This is a genomic window from Sandaracinobacteroides sp. A072 (assembly GCF_052616365.1).
Genome location: NZ_JBQXGU010000003.1, coordinates 310,743 through 325,507, shown reverse-complemented (window position 1 = coordinate 325,507; position 14,765 = coordinate 310,743). Strand labels below are relative to the sequence as shown.

Annotated in this window: 12 protein-coding genes; 7 read left to right on the top strand and 5 right to left on the bottom strand. The window is 67.4% G+C overall.

From position 1 onward, the window contains the following. The first annotated feature begins 180 nt into the window (after nucleotides 1–180). Together ypfJ and ACUJ46_RS10460 are read left to right on the top strand one after the other, a co-directional pair. Nucleotides 181–1,116: a KPN_02809 family neutral zinc metallopeptidase gene (gene ypfJ, locus ACUJ46_RS10465; protein WP_445390432.1), complete on the top strand. Its 936-nt coding sequence runs from the start codon at nucleotides 181–183 to the stop codon at nucleotides 1,114–1,116. Nucleotides 1,117–1,196: 80 nt separating this feature from the next. Further along, nucleotides 1,197–2,255 carry a cupin-like domain-containing protein gene (locus ACUJ46_RS10460; RefSeq protein ID WP_445390431.1) on the top strand — a complete coding sequence of 353 codons (1,059 nt, stop codon included), beginning with the start codon at nucleotides 1,197–1,199 and terminating at the stop codon, nucleotides 2,253–2,255. A gap of 42 nt (nucleotides 2,256–2,297) precedes the next feature. Here the strand turns inward: ACUJ46_RS10460 and ACUJ46_RS10455 are convergent, their stop codons facing one another. Further along, nucleotides 2,298–3,647, bottom strand: a complete 1,350-nt coding sequence (locus tag ACUJ46_RS10455; RefSeq protein ID WP_445390430.1) for an amidase — start codon at nucleotides 3,645–3,647, stop codon at nucleotides 2,298–2,300. A gap of 178 nt (nucleotides 3,648–3,825) precedes the next feature. On the opposite strand from ACUJ46_RS10455, the gene ACUJ46_RS10450 reads away from it, so the two are divergent. Next, nucleotides 3,826–4,272 (top strand): hypothetical protein, encoded by a 447-nt coding sequence (locus ACUJ46_RS10450; protein WP_445390429.1) that lies wholly within the window; start codon nucleotides 3,826–3,828, stop codon nucleotides 4,270–4,272. 174 nt (nucleotides 4,273–4,446) lie between these two features. Here ACUJ46_RS10450 and ACUJ46_RS10445 read toward each other — a convergent pair whose 3' ends face one another. Next, nucleotides 4,447–8,682, bottom strand: coding sequence for a translocation/assembly module TamB domain-containing protein (locus ACUJ46_RS10445; RefSeq protein WP_445390428.1), 4,236 nt, complete (start codon nucleotides 8,680–8,682; stop codon nucleotides 4,447–4,449). After that, nucleotides 8,682–10,751 (bottom strand): autotransporter assembly complex protein TamA, encoded by a 2,070-nt coding sequence (locus tag ACUJ46_RS10440; RefSeq protein WP_445390427.1) that lies wholly within the window; start codon nucleotides 10,749–10,751, stop codon nucleotides 8,682–8,684. The genes ACUJ46_RS10445 and ACUJ46_RS10440 overlap by 1 nt, the downstream gene beginning before the upstream one ends. Nucleotides 10,752–10,966: 215 nt before the next feature. Between ACUJ46_RS10440 and ACUJ46_RS10435 the strand changes: the two genes are divergently transcribed. Further along, nucleotides 10,967–11,413 carry a peptidylprolyl isomerase gene (locus ACUJ46_RS10435; RefSeq protein WP_445390426.1) on the top strand — a complete coding sequence of 149 codons (447 nt, stop codon included), beginning with the start codon at nucleotides 10,967–10,969 and terminating at the stop codon, nucleotides 11,411–11,413. A gap of 130 nt (nucleotides 11,414–11,543) precedes the next feature. Here the strand turns inward: ACUJ46_RS10435 and ACUJ46_RS10430 are convergent, their stop codons facing one another. Together ACUJ46_RS10430 and mscL are read right to left on the bottom strand one after the other, a co-directional pair. Then, nucleotides 11,544–11,906, bottom strand: coding sequence for an META domain-containing protein (locus tag ACUJ46_RS10430; protein WP_445390425.1), 363 nt, complete (start codon nucleotides 11,904–11,906; stop codon nucleotides 11,544–11,546). Nucleotides 11,907–12,075: 169 nt separating this feature from the next. Continuing rightward, nucleotides 12,076–12,507 (bottom strand): large conductance mechanosensitive channel protein MscL, encoded by a 432-nt coding sequence (mscL, locus tag ACUJ46_RS10425; protein ID WP_445390424.1) that lies wholly within the window; start codon nucleotides 12,505–12,507, stop codon nucleotides 12,076–12,078. A gap of 162 nt (nucleotides 12,508–12,669) precedes the next feature. Between mscL and ACUJ46_RS10420 the strand changes: the two genes are divergently transcribed. The 3 genes from ACUJ46_RS10420 to ACUJ46_RS10410 are packed head-to-tail and all read left to right on the top strand — an operon-like array spanning nucleotide 12,670 to nucleotide 14,726. Then, nucleotides 12,670–13,272 (top strand): LemA family protein, encoded by a 603-nt coding sequence (locus ACUJ46_RS10420; RefSeq protein ID WP_445390423.1) that lies wholly within the window; start codon nucleotides 12,670–12,672, stop codon nucleotides 13,270–13,272. A 3-nt stretch (nucleotides 13,273–13,275) separates the two neighbouring features. After that, a complete protein-coding gene (locus ACUJ46_RS10415; protein WP_445390422.1) occupies nucleotides 13,276–14,055 on the top strand; it encodes a TPM domain-containing protein in 780 nt (259 codons plus the stop codon). Next, a complete protein-coding gene (locus ACUJ46_RS10410) occupies nucleotides 14,055–14,726 on the top strand; it encodes a TPM domain-containing protein (RefSeq protein WP_445390421.1) in 672 nt (223 codons plus the stop codon). The genes ACUJ46_RS10415 and ACUJ46_RS10410 overlap by 1 nt, the downstream gene beginning before the upstream one ends. The last annotated feature ends 39 nt before the right edge of the window (nucleotides 14,727–14,765 follow it).

Sequence of the window (14,765 nt, the reverse complement as noted above, 5' to 3'; positions counted from 1 at the left end):
CCATCTCCCTGATATGACAGTCCCTGATATGCCAGTGCGGAAAGATGGGGCCTTGCCCGGCATATGCCAAGGCTTTGCGGCGGAATGCCTCGCCACCGTGGAACAAAAGCCCTATCCTTGGACTTACTGTCATTCTTCCGGTCCCGGAAAAGGGCAGGCCTTGCGCGAGGGGGTTTTTACATGCGTCTGGACGATCAGCGGGAAAGCCGGAACATCGAGAACAGGCGGGGCGGCATGGGCGGCTTCCCGGGCTTCGGCCGGCGTCAGGGTGCGGGGGGCTCGGGCGGCGCGAGCGGGCTGGTCCCGATGCTGCTGGGGCTTATCGGCTCCCGCTTCGGGATCGTGGGCGTTCTCGTCGTGCTGGGGGGCCTGTGGCTTTTCGGCGGCCTCGGCAGCGGTGGCGGCGGGCTGATTCCGGGGCAGGTGGCCTCGCCCCCGGCGCAGACCGGGGCATCTGCCCCCGCGCAGATCCAGTCCTCCACCGACAGCTTCGTCGCCAAGGTGCTGGCGACAACGGAAGACACATGGGGCGCCATCTTCCGCGAGGGCGGCGAAACCTATCCCGAGCCGACGCTGGTGCTGTTCGACGGGCGCGTATCGTCTGCCTGCGGCCTTGCGTCCGCGGCTTCGGGGCCATTCTACTGCCCGGCGGATCGGAAGATCTATCTCGACACCAGCTTCTTCGACCAGCTGGCCAGCCGCTTCGGTGCGCCCGGCGATTTCGCCGCAGCCTATGTGATCGCCCATGAAGTGGGCCACCATGTGCAGACGGTGGCCGGCCTGTCCGAACAGGTGGCGCTGGCCCAGCGGCGCGCACGCAGTGAAGCCGAACGCAACCAGCTGCTGGTGCGGCAGGAACTTCAGGCAGACTGTTTCGCCGGCATCTGGGCATCACGCAACCGTGCGCTGCTCGATGAAACGGATTTCGCCGAGGGTGTGCGCGCGGCCCAGTCCATCGGCGATGACACGCTGCAACGCCAGGCCGGCCAGGCCGTGGTGCCCGACAGTTTCACCCATGGCAGTGCCGAGCAGCGCGTGCGCTGGCTGACACGCGGCTTCCGTGCCGGCACGGTGGATGCCTGCGACACCTTCTCCATTCCGGCAAGCCAGCTCTAGGCGGCCTGCCGGCGATATCGGCGCCCTTGCATTCATCCTGCTGTCATCCTGCTGTCATCAGCCGGACGCATGATTGAAACATGCTCGATGCCCGCAAGACCTTCCGGCCTGACGACCCCCTCCGCGCCCTTGGCATGCGCCCGGCAGCCCCCATGGTCGATGATGGCCTGCGCGCCCTGATTGCCGAACGCCTGCTCGATGGCGTGGCGCGCGATGCACTGCTCGGCGAACTGGCCCGGCGCGGCGTCGATTTGCAGACAGCGCGGGCCGAAGTGGCGGCCGCCCAGCAGCACCCTTACATGAAAGGGGCTGAAAGGCTGAAGGCGCGCCTTGCCAAGCGGGACTGGCTGCTGGAATGCCGCGCCCGGCTGGAACGCATGACGCCGGCTGCGGTGCCGCGGCTCCACCGGCCCGATGCCGACAGCTTTTTCCGCGATCATTACAGCCGCCTGATGCCCGCAGTGCTGACCGGCATGGTGGACGACTGGCCGGCCATGGGCTGGACACTCGATGCCCTGGCCCAAAAGCCGGGCAACCCCGAAATCGAGGTGCAGACAGGCCGGGAGACAGACCCGGATTTCGAGCTGAACAGCATCGCCCACAAGAGCCGCCTGAAATGGCATGACGTGCTCGACAGGCTGCGCGGCGACCCCTGCACCAATGATTTCTACGTCACGGCCAACAACAGCGGCGTGAACAGGAAGGCGCTGGCGCCTCTGTGGCGGGATGTCGGCCCGCTTCCCGGCTATCTTGGCGAAAGCCGGCTGGGGGATGGTTTCTTCTGGATGGGGCCGCGCGGCACCATCACCCCATGGCACCATGACCTGACCCAGAATCTGCTGGTGAACTTTGTCGGCCGCAAGCGGGTGACGCTGGCGTCACCTGCCGAAACGCCGCGCATGCGCAACCATCGCCACTGCTTCAGCCTTTTCGGGGCGGATGCCGGTCTTGGCGATGCCCTTGCCGCCAACAGGCCGGCGACCGTTCAGCTGGACATCGGGCCGGGCGAGATCCTCTTCATTCCGGTCGGCTGGTGGCACCATGTCGAGGGGCTTTCGCTCACAATCGGGATGAGCTTCACCAATTTCGTCTGGGACAATGATTTTTCAAGCTTCTACACGTCCGAGGGCATGCTCTGAGCGGCAGCCCCGGGCGTTTCGCACGGGCCAGTTGCGTGGCTTTCATGCTTCTTCCACAACGGGCGGCCGCCAGGCATTGAGCGTCGCTTCGAGCCGGGTGGCAAGCGCGACGAGCGCTGCTTCTCCGCCGCGGCGGCCGACAAGCTGAACGCCGACTGGCAACCCATCGGCCGTCCATCCGGCGGGAATGGATATCGCGGGCAGCCCGGCGAGATTGGCAAGCAGGGTGAAATCGGCCTGGGTCGAGGGCGGCTCGCCTGTGTGGGGACCTGTGTGGGGAAAGGCCGGCTGCGGTGTCGTCGGCAGCAGGATGGCGTCATCAAGCGCGACGATCGCCTCAAGTTCGTTCCCGGCGGCATCCATCGCCGCCCGGCCCTGTGCCCGCAGATCTGGGGACACGGACCGCGCGAAGCCAATGGCCCCGCGCAGCACCGGGCCGAGATCGTCACGCCCGCCATGCAGGGCATCGGCCGCCATCGCTGCCTCTGCATAGGCGGCAATCCGTACGCGGCGATGATCGATGGGGCTGGCATGTTCGCGCATGTCCAGCCCCAGCCCTTTCAGCAGGTCCGCCGCCAGCCGGAAAGCGGCCAGCACGGCTGGTTCCATCGGCACCTGCGACATGGAATCGAGGATGGCGAAGCGCGTGGGCAGGCCCGTGGAGGGCGCCGGCGGGTTTTCGGCGATGGCGTCGAGAAGCAGCCCGCAATCCCGCGCCGAGATGGCCAGCGTGCCAATGGTTTCAAGCCTGGGCACAAGCGGCATGAGCCCCTGTGCCGAAACGACGCCTTGCCCCGGTTTCAGCCCGGCGATGCCGCAATAGCTGGCCGGTATCCGCACCGAGCCAAGCGTGTCGCTGCCCAGCGCCCCGGCCGCAAAGCCGGAAGCGACCGCAGCCGCCGCGCCGCCGGAGGAGCCGCCTGGCGTGTACCCATGGCGATGAGGATTGTGGCAGAGGCCATGATGCGGATTGTCGGTCGTGGCGCCGAGGGCCGCTTCGTCCATCGCGGTCAGGCCGAGAATGATGGCGCCGGCCTCCCGCAGCCGGGCGACGGCAACCGAATCCCGTTCGGCACGTCTTTCCGGCGTTCCGGTCTTGCCGCCATGGGCCATGCCGCCATGGACTGGCATGCCCATGACATCGATGTTTGCCTTCACCGCCACCGGCACGCCCTCGAGGGCGCGGGGCCTGGCTCTGTCCCACCTCCGGGCGCTTTCCAGCGCCTGTCGCCGCGCGCCTTCGGCATCGACATGGGTGAAGGCGCCGATCCGTCCGTCGAGCCGGGCGATGCGATCGAGGAAGTGGTCGACAGCCGCCGCCACGCTGACACGCCCCGCGCGATAGGCCGTGAGAAGCCCGGTGACGCCCATGTGGTGAATGCCGCTTGTCATGTCCGCTGCCATCCGTTTCCAACTGCGCCCCGCAGCCGGGGTTCCATTCCGCACTCTTTACAGTGTAGGCGGATGCGCCGCTGCGTCCATGGGCAAGGGTCGCATGGCATGCGCCTGCCTCTTGCCCTTGGCTCAGCTTCGGTTCATGCGCGGGGCTGTTTCGTGTAAGGGTGGACTGATGCTGAAGGAGACGGGAATGCGCTGGGTGCTGGCACTGGCCGCGATGGCGACGCCCATGGTTCTTGCGGCCCTTCCGGCTCCGGCGGAGGCGCAGAGCGGCAACTATCGCACACGCACCGTCGTGGTGTTCGGCAGTGACGAATGCCCCGTTTCAACCAACCCGGATGAAATCATCGTCTGCGCCCGCCGGCCGGAGGAAGAGCGTTTCCGCATTCCGAAGGACATCCGCGAGCAGGAAAAGGCGGAGAAGACCGCCCGTGAGGACCGGGTAGGCGAAAACCGGGCCGCCCTTGCCAGCGGCCGCCCCAGCGCAACCGGCACCGGCAGCTGCTCCACCGTGGGCGCCGGCGGCATGACCGGCTGCACGCAGGGCGTGGACGTGGTCGGCGCAGCCCGCACCATCGTCGAGGGCGTGCGCACCGCGACGGAACCGGTCGACGACTGATAAAGCGGGGGCCTTGCCGGCCCTTTCCATGCCATCGCAATGAACTTCCGAGCCAGCCAACTTGGCCTGCTGACGGTAGTTGGCGCAGGCTGACAGGGTGAGCAGGCCTTTCCGGAATGCTAAGGTGCCTGCCGCGTCATGCCCGCACCCTCATATCGGTGATTGGCGCCAGCCCTAATATTCGCGCTGGTAGCGCAGGTTGACGCTGCTGCGGCCGAGGCTGCTGACGTCTGCCAGGATGGAAAGCACGCGGCTCAGCGTCACCTGCACGGAGGTGAGGGTGTTGCCCTGCGCATCCGTCAGCACCTCCGCATAGAGGTTGCGGCTGAGCCGCTTGCCGATGGCGAGGCCTGTTCCCATGCCGGTATCGCTGTTGTCCCCCACGAGGCGCAGACGGTCGAGGCCGACCGAGCGGCGGATCTTGCCCATGGTGTCGACGCCGGACTGAAGCCCGGCAATGGCGGTTGCGAGCTGCACGGCCTCGGTCACGGAAAGATCGGCGACGGATGTGCCGAACAGCAGGCGCGAGAGGATTTCATCCTGCGGCAGGCTGGGGGTCGAGGTGAAGCGGACATCCGGCCGGGCGGCGGTGCCGGCTATGGTGACGATGGCGGTCACATCCTGCGCCACGGTCTGGGCCTGGATGTCGATGGCGCTGTCGAGCGGGGCGCCATTGAAGATGACGCGGCCGCGCGTGATGTCGAAGTCGCTGCCGGCGAACTGGAAGTCCCCCCGCACCAGATTGGCGGAGCCGACGAGGCGCGGATCCCTGGCGGTGCCCCGGATCCGCACATCGGCGCCCCAGAAGCTGTCCAGCCCCATGCCTTCCACCCGCACCCTGTCATCGGCACGGATGCGCACATCCAGGTTCAGCCGGCTGGCGGCAAAGCTGCTTTCCGGTTCCGGCACGCGAACCTCGCCCGCGCGGCGCACCTTCAGTTGCGGGATTTCGCTGGTTTCCACCTGCATCAGCTGGATTCGCGCCGAATCGACCTTCAGGTCGCCCGAAAGCGTTGCGGTGCCACCCTCGCCCTGCAGGCGAACCGGGCCGGATACGGTCACCTGCATGGTATCGCTATTGGCAAGGCGCGCCTTGTCCAGCCTGGCGCTGATGTCGACCATCCGGTCGGAATCGGCATCGAGGCGCACGACCCCGCTGCCGCTGAGGGTGCCGCCGTTCGCCCGCGCGGTGATGCTGGCAAGCACCAGCGATGCATTGCTGAAGCGACCGTTGAAGGCGATGTCGGTGATTTCGGTTCCGAACTGAACGTTGCGATAGACGATGCCGCTGCCCCGCGCGATTCCGGCGAGGCTCGGCGCGCCCGGCGTGCCGGCGAAATCGGCCCCGATGGCGATCGGGCCTTTCAGAACCTGGCCTTCGGGCGCGGCCAGCGCCCAGAGCGGCTCGACCGGGCCATTGTAGCGCACGCCACCGCTGAGCGCGCCCGAGAGGAACCGGTCCTGCGGGCTGTCGCCGGCGCCGGGATCGACACGCAGCACCAGCCGGCCAAGCCGGTTGCCCTGCCAGGAAAGATTGGCCCCGACCCTGAGCGCCGCCCCATCCGACTGTGCCGAAAGCCTGACATCGACCGGAACCGGCTCAGCGCCAAGGCCGCTGCGCTGCAGGCCCCTGATGTCGAGATCGGCACTTCCGGCCGGAATGGCCGAGCGGCCATCGAGCCTGAGGTCGAGGCGACCGCTGGCCGTGCCGCCCAGCCCGGAATCAGCAGCGTAGAGATCGACGACCGACAGGTCGACATCCTTGAGCGAGAGCTGGAGGTTGCTGCTCTTGCCCCAGTTTCCGGAGAGCAGCACCTCGCCCTTCTGCAATTGCAGCCGCACGGGTTTCAGCTGCCACCCGTCGGCTGTGCGCGCGATTCGGGCGGGGTTGGTCAGGCGCAGCGGCTGGTCCCCCAGCCTGCCGTCCAGGCTGAGCGCATAGCCGTCGCTCACGGATTGCACGCCGAGGCTGGCCTGCAGCCGCTTGCCATCCCCCGCGCGGCCGCTGACAGCGAGCTTCGCCAGACCGCTGGCGCCGGCAATGTTGGCGCTGCCTTCGGCGCGAGTCAGCACAAGGTTTCCGCGCCGCAGCCCGGTCAGGCGGAAGCTGCCCGTGAGGTGCGGGCGATCGGGCACCAGAAGCAGCCTGAAGCGCGCCGAGCCGTTGTTGATGCTGATGGGCGTGGGCAGCGGCAGGCGGCTGTTGACGAGGCCCGCGCGCCCGTCCACGCGCTGGATGCCGCCCTGTCCGGCAAGGCGAAGCCGAAGGTCGAGGCCCTGTCCGTCGACGACGAGGTCGCCGGCGAAGGGGCCGGCCGCTGTCTGCACGAGCCTGCCCCGCGCTTCCAGCCCGGCGAAGAACAGCCGCTCAACATCCAGCGTCAATGGCTGGCCGTTGGCAAGGGTGATCAGCGCCCGGCCATCGAGCGGGCCTTGCGGGGTGGTGCCGCGTGCCGTCACGCGCAGTCGCCCGCTGCCGTCCGGGGCAATATCCGCCACAAGATCCTGCAGGCCGACGCCAAGCCCGGGGCGTTCCATGGCAAGCCGGGCTGTCGGCGCCGCAGGCGTGCCCGAGGCAGTCAGCACCAGCGGCCCGTAATCCGTGCTGGCGCCACTGGCCGCGAGCGTGAAGCGCCCGCTTTCCGGGTCATAGCTGGCACGGCTACCGGCAAGCGTCAGCTTCGGGCTTTGCAGGCGGACATTGGTGGCGGCGACAAGGCCGCTGGCGGCAAGCGCGAAATCCCCCGAGAGGGCCGGGTTGCCACCGAGGAAGCGCGCGACAGCGTCGTTGGCAAGGGCAAGGGTGCGGCCCTGGAAGCGCCCGGCAACGCGCGGGGCAGCGCCCGATGCCTTGTCGAGCCGTCCGCTGGCCGACAGGGTGACAGGGCCAAGGCCATCGATGTCGTAGCGGGCGAGGCTGGCATCGAAATCCGCCGTCAGCCGGCCATCGGCAAGCATCCGGCCCTTGCCGCCTGCCTTCAGGCGCGCGCTGTCGAAGTCGACCTGCTCGATCGTCAGCACGCCATCGGCAAAGCTGAGCGCGCCCGACAGGCGCGGGCTGGCGACAATGGCGGCGAATTCGGGCGGCAGGCCGGCAAGGGCGCCGGCCGTGGCCGAAGCGGTGGCGCGAAGCGGATCATCGCCTTTTGCCAGTGTCACCGCGCCGCTGGCGCGCAGATCGTCGATGCCTATGGGCCCGTCGGAGCGGTCGGCACGATCGAGGCGGATGCGCCCGGCACTGGCGGTCCAGCCGATTTCCAGCCCGGCAAGCGGTCCGTCCGCTTCCAGCCGGGCGCGCAGAGTCTCGCCTGAAAGCGCCGGGTCGATCCGGCCCGGTTCCTTCAGCACGACATCGGCCACGGCGGCGTGCAGCCGGTTTTCTCTTGGGTCCAGGCCCCCGCCGGCCGTGAGTGCGAACGCCGTCGAACTGGCGACGAGGCGCAGCTCGTAGATGTCGCCCTTTGCGGACGCGATGGCATCGAGCGCGATGTCCGGCTCGCCCAGCGCCGCCAGCGGGCCCTCCAGAAGCGGGGCGGGCCTGATGGCGCCGGTTGCGCGGAAGCGCCCGCCATCGGCGCCGAGGTTGATGTCGGCAAGGGTTTCAGCCGTATCGCCATTGCCAAGGCTGGTCAGCAGGCGGCCGCGCCAGCGCGCCCATGTGCCATTGCCGTCTGTCTTCAGGATCAGCGCGCGATCAAGCCCGGCCGCAGAGGCGAGCAGGCCGCCGGCCGGTGCGTCGAGCCTGGCATCGAGATCGAAGCGGTCACCGTCCGGCTCGGCGTCGAGAAGCAGGGTGAGCGCATCGCCGCTTTCGGCATCGGCCTTCAGGTCCATCAGCAGCCGTCCGGCCCGGATGTCCGCCCGGCCGCTCGCCGAAAGGACTTCGCGCCGCCCGGCGAGCGCCTTTTCCACCACCAGCCGTTCGACCGCGAACCGGTCTATCCGGATGTCGATCGCCGGAAGCAGCGGGTCGTCAGGGTCGCGCGGGTTGAGGCGCCACATGCGCAGGAATCGCATTTCGGGAATGATGATGCTGTCGACGCTGACGAGATTGCCGAACAGCGTGGCCGGGTTCCAGCGCACGTCGACGAGCGGCAGGACGGCAAGCGTGCCGTCGAGATCCTTCACCACCACGTCCACCATCTGGAAGCTGGAAAGCAGGCTGCCGTCGATTCGGCCGACGTCGTAGCGGATGCCCGATTCCGGTTCCAGGCCGCTCAGCTGCCGGGCGACGAAGGCCCGGCCGCCCGGCGTTTCCGCCAGATACCAGAGGCCGAGCGGCACGGCTGCTGCCAGCGCCAGCACCAGAAGCAGCAGGCTGCCGGCCAGCCAGCGCCACCAGCTGCGCGGGGCCTCCGTTTCCTGTCCGGAGAAATCCGTTTCGGCGCTGTTCGGTTCCATCGCCGTCATCAGAAGGCCTGCCCGATGGAGATATAGAGTGCGACGAGCGGATCCCGCGGGCCGCGATCGAGGGCGCGGGCGATGTCGATCCGGATCGGGCCGAAGCTGCTGTAGTAGCGCGCGCCAAGGCCTGCCCCGTAACGCATGCCGTCGAAGCCCGGCATCGACCCATTCTGAAGCGAGCCGGCATCGGCAAAGGCAACGATTCCTAGATCGCCGAAGCGGTAGCGGGCCTCGACGCTGGCTTCGAACAGCCCGCGCCCGCCGAACGGCCGGTCATTGACGCCGACCGGGCCGACGCCCTGATAATCATAGCCGCGCACCGAGCCGCCGCCGCCTGCGAACAGGCGGCGCGTGGGTGCGATATCGAGCGTATCGGCCCCGACGATCGTGCCCAGCCGCGTGCGTGCGGCGAGCACGAGCTTCTGTCCCGCCTTCTGGTAGACGCTGCCGTCGGCAATGGCGCGGACATAGGTTTCGTTGCCGCCACCCTGCCGGGAGAATTCCGGCGTGAAGTGCAGGCCCAGCCGGAATCCCCTGGTCGGGTCGAGAAGATCGTCCGAACGGTCATAGCCCAGGAAGGAGGGCAGGGCGGCGATGAAGAAGGTTCGCCTGACAATGAAGCCGGCTGCGTCACGCGGGTCCGGCAGGGCGCGTTCCCGCTCGTTCGAAGCCTGGAGCAGAAGACCGGTGTTCCATGTCCAGCGTTTCTGCCAGATCGGCGTGGACGCCACACCGATGGCGCCGGACAGGGTGATGGTGCGTGCCCGGTAGGCCGGGCGGCTGAGATTGGCGATGTCGGCCAGCAGGCTGAGCGTGCGGTCACGCTGGCCGAAGTTCCGCATGTCGAGTTCGGCGGACGCGCGCTGCTCCTCGGTGCCGATAACGGCACGGCCGGTGAAATCGCCTTCGGGCCTGAGCAGGCTGCGATGCCGCCAGGCGGCCTCGGTGCGCAGCCCTTCCTGCGTGGCATAGCCGATCTGGCCCGAAAGCAGCTTTTGCGGTCCCTTGTTGCCGCTGACGGCCAGGGCTGTCACCGCGCGCCCCTCGGAATCGCGCTCGCCCGTGTCCTCCACGGCAACCGTCACGCCGGCGAACTGCTGGGTCGCGATCAGCGCTTCGCGGAAATCGTCGAGAAGGGCCTGGTCATAGGGGTCGCCGGGGCTGAAGCGAGCGATCACGCCGGCATGGCGCGCATCGAAGGGCTGGAAGCCTTCCATCCGGATGGGGCCGAAGACACCGGCAGGACCGGTATCGCCTGTGAGCAGGTAGGTGGCAGTCGGTCCGTCCGCGTCGAGCACTACGTCGCGTGCGCCGATTTCGGCGAAGGGATAGCCCTGCCGCCTGAGATCCAGAAGAAGGGCGCCTTCGGCTTCCTCGACAGCGATGGCGCGGACGGGATCGCCCGGCTTCAGGGCGAAATTCCGGCCCAGTTCCGGCTTGTCCTCGGGCAGGAGGTCGAGCGTTATTTCGCGCCAGCTGTAGCGGCTGCCGGGCCGCACGCGCAGGCTGACGGCCGCATCCCCTTCGCCGGTGGGATCGAGGTTCGCGAACACCCGGCTGGAATACCAGCCTTCCGAATGCAGAAGCCGTTCCAGCAGGGCCTTGTCGGCATTGGTGCGTGCTGCAAGCTGGGCGCGGCTGGCGCTGCGGGATGCACCGCGCACAAGGGCAGAGATGCGGCGGAAACTGCCCTCGAGCCCGGTTTCGGCGAGACCCTCGATGCTGACGGAATAGCGCACCGCCTCGGCGGCGGTTTCGGTGAAGACGAAATCCTCGCGGGGCGCCGGGTCGAAATCTTCGAGCGGCGGCATTGGAGTCAGGAGCAGCGGGTCGGCCTGCGGCGGGGCCGGAAAGGCAATTTCATCGGCTTCCGGCTCTGGCGGCAGGCGTTTTTCGGTGGGAAGCGGCGGCAGGGGCAGGTCCGGCTCGGGCATCGGCTCCAGCGGGCCGAAGAGGTCTTCGCTGCGGTCCCGTAATCCTTCCGCCGTGCCGGCTGGCTGGTCGCCCGCCAGGGCCTGCTGCGCGCCAGCCTTGGCGGGCAGCATCAGGGCGGGCAGCATCAGGGCACAGGCCATGGCAACGGCAGGCAGAGGCGGGAAATGCGGCGGCACGAGGTGAGAAAGCCCTGATCCTGCCCGGAAAGCAAGGGCGCAAGCGACAGACGGAGGACATGCCGCGCCCGCTTTTGGCCGCAGGCAGGGCCTCGGGGGCTTTCCAGCATCGACCGGCATCGCTAGGCGGGGCCGACAGGCAAAACACCGCCCCATGGCGGGTGAACAAGGACAAGATCATGCCCGACAAGCTGAAAATGACGCTCGAATCCGGTGATGTCATCATCAGGCTGCGCCCGGATCTCGCGCCCAACCATGTGGCGCGCATCGTTGAACTGGCGGACAGCGGCTTCTACGATGGCATCCTCTTCCATCGGGTGATTCCGGGCTTCATGGCGCAGGGCGGCTGCCCGCGCGGCACCGGCACCGGTGGCTCGGATATGCCTGACCTGAAGGCCGAATTCTCGGCCGAACCGCATGTGCGCGGGGTCTGCTCCATGGCCCGCACCGCCAACCCGGACAGCGCCAACAGCCAGTTCTTCATCTGCTTCGATGACGCCCGCTTCCTCGACAAGCAATATACCGTGTGGGGCGAAGTCGAGGAAGGCATGGAGCATATCGACGCCCTGCCCAAGGGCGAGCCGCCGCGCGCGCCCGGCCGCATCGTCCAGATGCGGAGCATGTAGAAAGGCCCATGACCCCGATGCGGGGTTTCAGGGACTGAAAATGGCCGGCGTCACCCCATGGTGGCGCCGGCCTCGCTTTTGCGGTTCAGTTCCCGTGTTTTCAGGGCCTGCGGTTTCAGTTTCTGCGTTTTCAGGGCCTGCGTGCGCGCAGGCTGCGGCCGTCGGCGGTTTTCAGAAGAAGCGTGCCGTCGGCTTCGATCGAACGGCTGCGCACGTCGGACAGAACCGCCAGAAAGCGCTGTTCCTGCTCCATCAGCGGGTCGATGCAGGCGCGCATGGTCGTGGCGAGCGGCTTTAATTCGATGGCCAGCCCGTCCGCCATAGCATATTGGCCCATGAAGCGGTTGCAGCCCGTACCGCCGGCAATGCGGCCTTCGGCAAATTCGATCGTGACCGGCTGGCGCGGATGCACCGCGACGCCGTCGATTTCGAAAACCTGCCACTCGACCCCTTCCAGGGCCTTTGCAGGCACGTCGCCGCCTTGTTCACGCATGGCAGTCTCCCCGGCTCCGGATGACAGGGTGGCCGCTTCGCCGGCGGACCCTGTGGTGCCTGCACAGCCTGCCAGAAGCAGAAGCATCGCCGCACCTTTCAAGCTGCTTCGCATTGACCTGTCTCTCTGTTGATGGCTCGTTCCGGGCCGGGTAGCTTCTTCAGCCGGGCTATTTCTTCAGGCTGTCGCGGATTTCACGCAGCAGCAGGACTTCCTCGCTCGGCGCGGCAGGCGGCGGGGCTTCGGCTTCGAGGCCCTTGAAAAGGCGGTTTGCGTAGCGCGCGATCAGGAAGACCGCGAAGGCAATGATGAGGAAATTCAGAAGAGCGGTGATGAAGGCGCCATAGCCAAGCATCGCCACGCCGGCTTCCTTGAGCGCCGCATAGCTGTTCGGATCGCCGGTGAAATCGGCAGGGATCGCCCCCAGCCTGATGAAAAAGGACGAATAATCGGGCTTGCCGGTCAGGGCCGAGATGATCGGCATCACCAGATCTTCGGTGAGGGAAGTGACGATTGTGCCGAAGGCTGCGCCGATGATCACGGCCACCGCCAGATCGAGGACATTGCCGCGCGCGATGAATGCCTTGAAATCCTTGAGCATCTTCTTCCCCCTTTTTTACGCTGCTTCATCTTGACTGTCCCTGTTTTCGTGTCTGTTGGCAAGGGGAGGGCATGCAGCAGATAAGGACGTGGCTGGCGGGCTTGACGCCCGCGGCCCCAGAGGTCTTGATGGTGCGCAGGATATTCAGGGGAGTTCCGTTTCATGCATCATGCCCGTTCGCGCCGGCTTGCCCGCCTTGCCCTGCCGCTGGCTGCCGCCCTTTCGCTTTCGGCCTGCGGCATCAACAGCATTCCCACCAAGGAAGAAGGCGTGAACGCTGCCTGGGGCGAGGTGGAAAACCAGTATCAGCGCCGGGCTGACCTCATTCCAAACCTCGTCGAGACGGTGCGTGGCTATGCGCAGCAGGAACAGGATGTTCTTGTCGGGGTGACGGAAGCGCGCGCCAAGGCCACGCAAGTGACCCTCAACGCCAGCGATCTCGACGATCCGGCCAAGCTGGCGCAATTCCAGCAGGCGCAGGATGGCCTCAGTTCGGCCCTGTCCCGCCTGATGGTTGTGGTGGAGAAATACCCCGAGCTGAAGTCGGACCAGAATTTTCTCGCGCTGCAATCCCAGCTCGAAGGCACGGAAAACCGCATCGCCATCGCCCGGCGTGACTATAACGAGTCCGTGCGCAGCTATAATGTGGAAATCCGCACCTTCCCGTCGATCGTTGCGGCAAAGGTCATCTATGGCGCCGAGCCGAAGGAGCCTTTCAAGGCCACGGCCGTCAACGCGGACCAGGCCCCGCAAGTGAAGTTCTGACCGATGCGCCAGCTGGCGCTTCTGCTTTTCCTTCTGCTGGCGGCGCCGCTGGCCGCCCAGAGCTTCCCGCCGCTTTCGGGACGGGTGGTGGATGCTGCCGGCATCCTGCCGCCCGAGGTGGAGGCGCAGATCAGCGCCCGCTCGGAAGCGGTCGAGGCGCAATCCGGCGCGCAGCTGGTGGTGGCCACCATCCCCGATCTGGAGGGTTATCCGATCGAGGATTATGGCTACAGGCTCGGCCGGCACTGGGGCATCGGCGAGGCCGACAAGGACAATGGCGTCATCCTGCTGATCGCCCCCAATGACCGCAGGGTGCGGATCGAGGTGGGCTATGGCCTTGAACCGGTGCTGACCGACGCGCTTTCGTCCGTCATCATCCAGCAGGCGATCCTGCCGCGCTTCCGCGCCGGGGACATGCCGGGCGGCGTGCTGGCGGGCTTCGGGCAGATCGCAAGCCAGATGGAGCTGCCGCCCGAGGAAGCCGCGGCCCGCGCCAAAAAGGCCGTGGCGCAGGTGCGCGCCGAATCGGAAGACGGCAATGGTCTTGTCGTCTTCATCATCCTCATCATCCTCGCCTTCTGGCTGTGGAGCGCCTTTCATGGCGGCGGCGGTAGCGGCGGCGGAGGAGGCGGCCGGCGGCGCGGCCGTTCCGGGCCGATCGTCATCTGGGGCCCCGGCATGGGCGGCTGGGGCGGTGGCGGCGGCAGCTGGGGTGGCGGCGGTGGCGGCTTTTCCGGCGGCGGCGGCGGGTTCGGCGGCGGCGGCGCCAGCGGGGGTTGGTGATGCACCTGACAACAGACGAGCAGGCACGGATCGCGGCGGCGATCCACGAGGCCGAGACCCGGACCAGCGGCGAGATCGTCTGCACGCTGGCGGTGGAGCGCCACCGCTATGTGGAATGGGTTCTGGCGCTGGCGGCGGTCATCGCCTTCGTGCTGCCGGCGGCTGCCAGCCTCCTCGACTTCGGGCCGTCGCGCTGGGCCTCCGCCATCGGCCTGTGGGAGGGCGTGCCGCTCGGCGATTTCGAGATCATCGAGCTTTACGCCATTGCGCAGGCGCTGATCCTGCTTCTTGCCACGCTGCTTCTGTGGTGGTCGCCCCTTGCGCAGCGGCTGGCCCCTATGGCGCTGCGCCGGGATCGCGTGCACGAAATCGCGCTCAAGCAGTTTCTGGCGCGCGGCATTCACCTGACCAGCGCGCGCACCGGTGTTCTCATCCATGTCTCGGCCGAGGATCATGTGGTGGAAGTGATCGCCGACGAGGCCATCTACACGAAGGTTTCGCCCGAGCTTTGGGGCGAAACGGTCGATGCCCTGCTCGCCGGGCTGAAGCGGGGCGACGTGGCGCAGGGCTTTGTCGATGCCATTGCCCTTGCGGCGGACGTTCTCGCCACCCATTTCCCAGCCACCGGTCACAATCCGGACGAACTGCCCAACCGGTTGCTGATCGTCTGATGCGCCGGCTTTTCCCGGGCGCGTTCCCGGCAGCGGCTT

What these genes read in the sequence shown, in the direction of transcription:
- ypfJ (WP_445390432.1), top strand. Translation starts at nt 181, where the DNA reads ATGCGTCTGGACGATCAGCGGGAAAGCCGGAACATCGAGAACAGGCGG.
- ACUJ46_RS10460 (WP_445390431.1), top strand. Translation starts at nt 1,197, where the DNA reads ATGCTCGATGCCCGCAAGACCTTCCGGCCTGACGACCCCCTCCGCGCC.
- ACUJ46_RS10455 (WP_445390430.1), bottom strand. Translation starts at nt 3,647, where the DNA reads ATGACAAGCGGCATTCACCACATGGGCGTCACCGGGCTTCTCACGGCC.
- ACUJ46_RS10450 (WP_445390429.1), top strand. Translation starts at nt 3,826, where the DNA reads ATGCTGAAGGAGACGGGAATGCGCTGGGTGCTGGCACTGGCCGCGATG.
- ACUJ46_RS10445 (WP_445390428.1), bottom strand. Translation starts at nt 8,682, where the DNA reads ATGACGGCGATGGAACCGAACAGCGCCGAAACGGATTTCTCCGGACAG.
- ACUJ46_RS10440 (WP_445390427.1), bottom strand. Translation starts at nt 10,751, where the DNA reads ATGGCCTGTGCCCTGATGCTGCCCGCCCTGATGCTGCCCGCCAAGGCT.
- ACUJ46_RS10435 (WP_445390426.1), top strand. Translation starts at nt 10,967, where the DNA reads ATGCCCGACAAGCTGAAAATGACGCTCGAATCCGGTGATGTCATCATC.
- ACUJ46_RS10430 (WP_445390425.1), bottom strand. Translation starts at nt 11,906, where the DNA reads ATGCGTGAACAAGGCGGCGACGTGCCTGCAAAGGCCCTGGAAGGGGTC.
- mscL (WP_445390424.1), bottom strand. Translation starts at nt 12,507, where the DNA reads ATGCTCAAGGATTTCAAGGCATTCATCGCGCGCGGCAATGTCCTCGAT.
- ACUJ46_RS10420 (WP_445390423.1), top strand. Translation starts at nt 12,670, where the DNA reads ATGCATCATGCCCGTTCGCGCCGGCTTGCCCGCCTTGCCCTGCCGCTG.
- ACUJ46_RS10415 (WP_445390422.1), top strand. Translation starts at nt 13,276, where the DNA reads ATGCGCCAGCTGGCGCTTCTGCTTTTCCTTCTGCTGGCGGCGCCGCTG.
- ACUJ46_RS10410 (WP_445390421.1), top strand. Translation starts at nt 14,055, where the DNA reads ATGCACCTGACAACAGACGAGCAGGCACGGATCGCGGCGGCGATCCAC.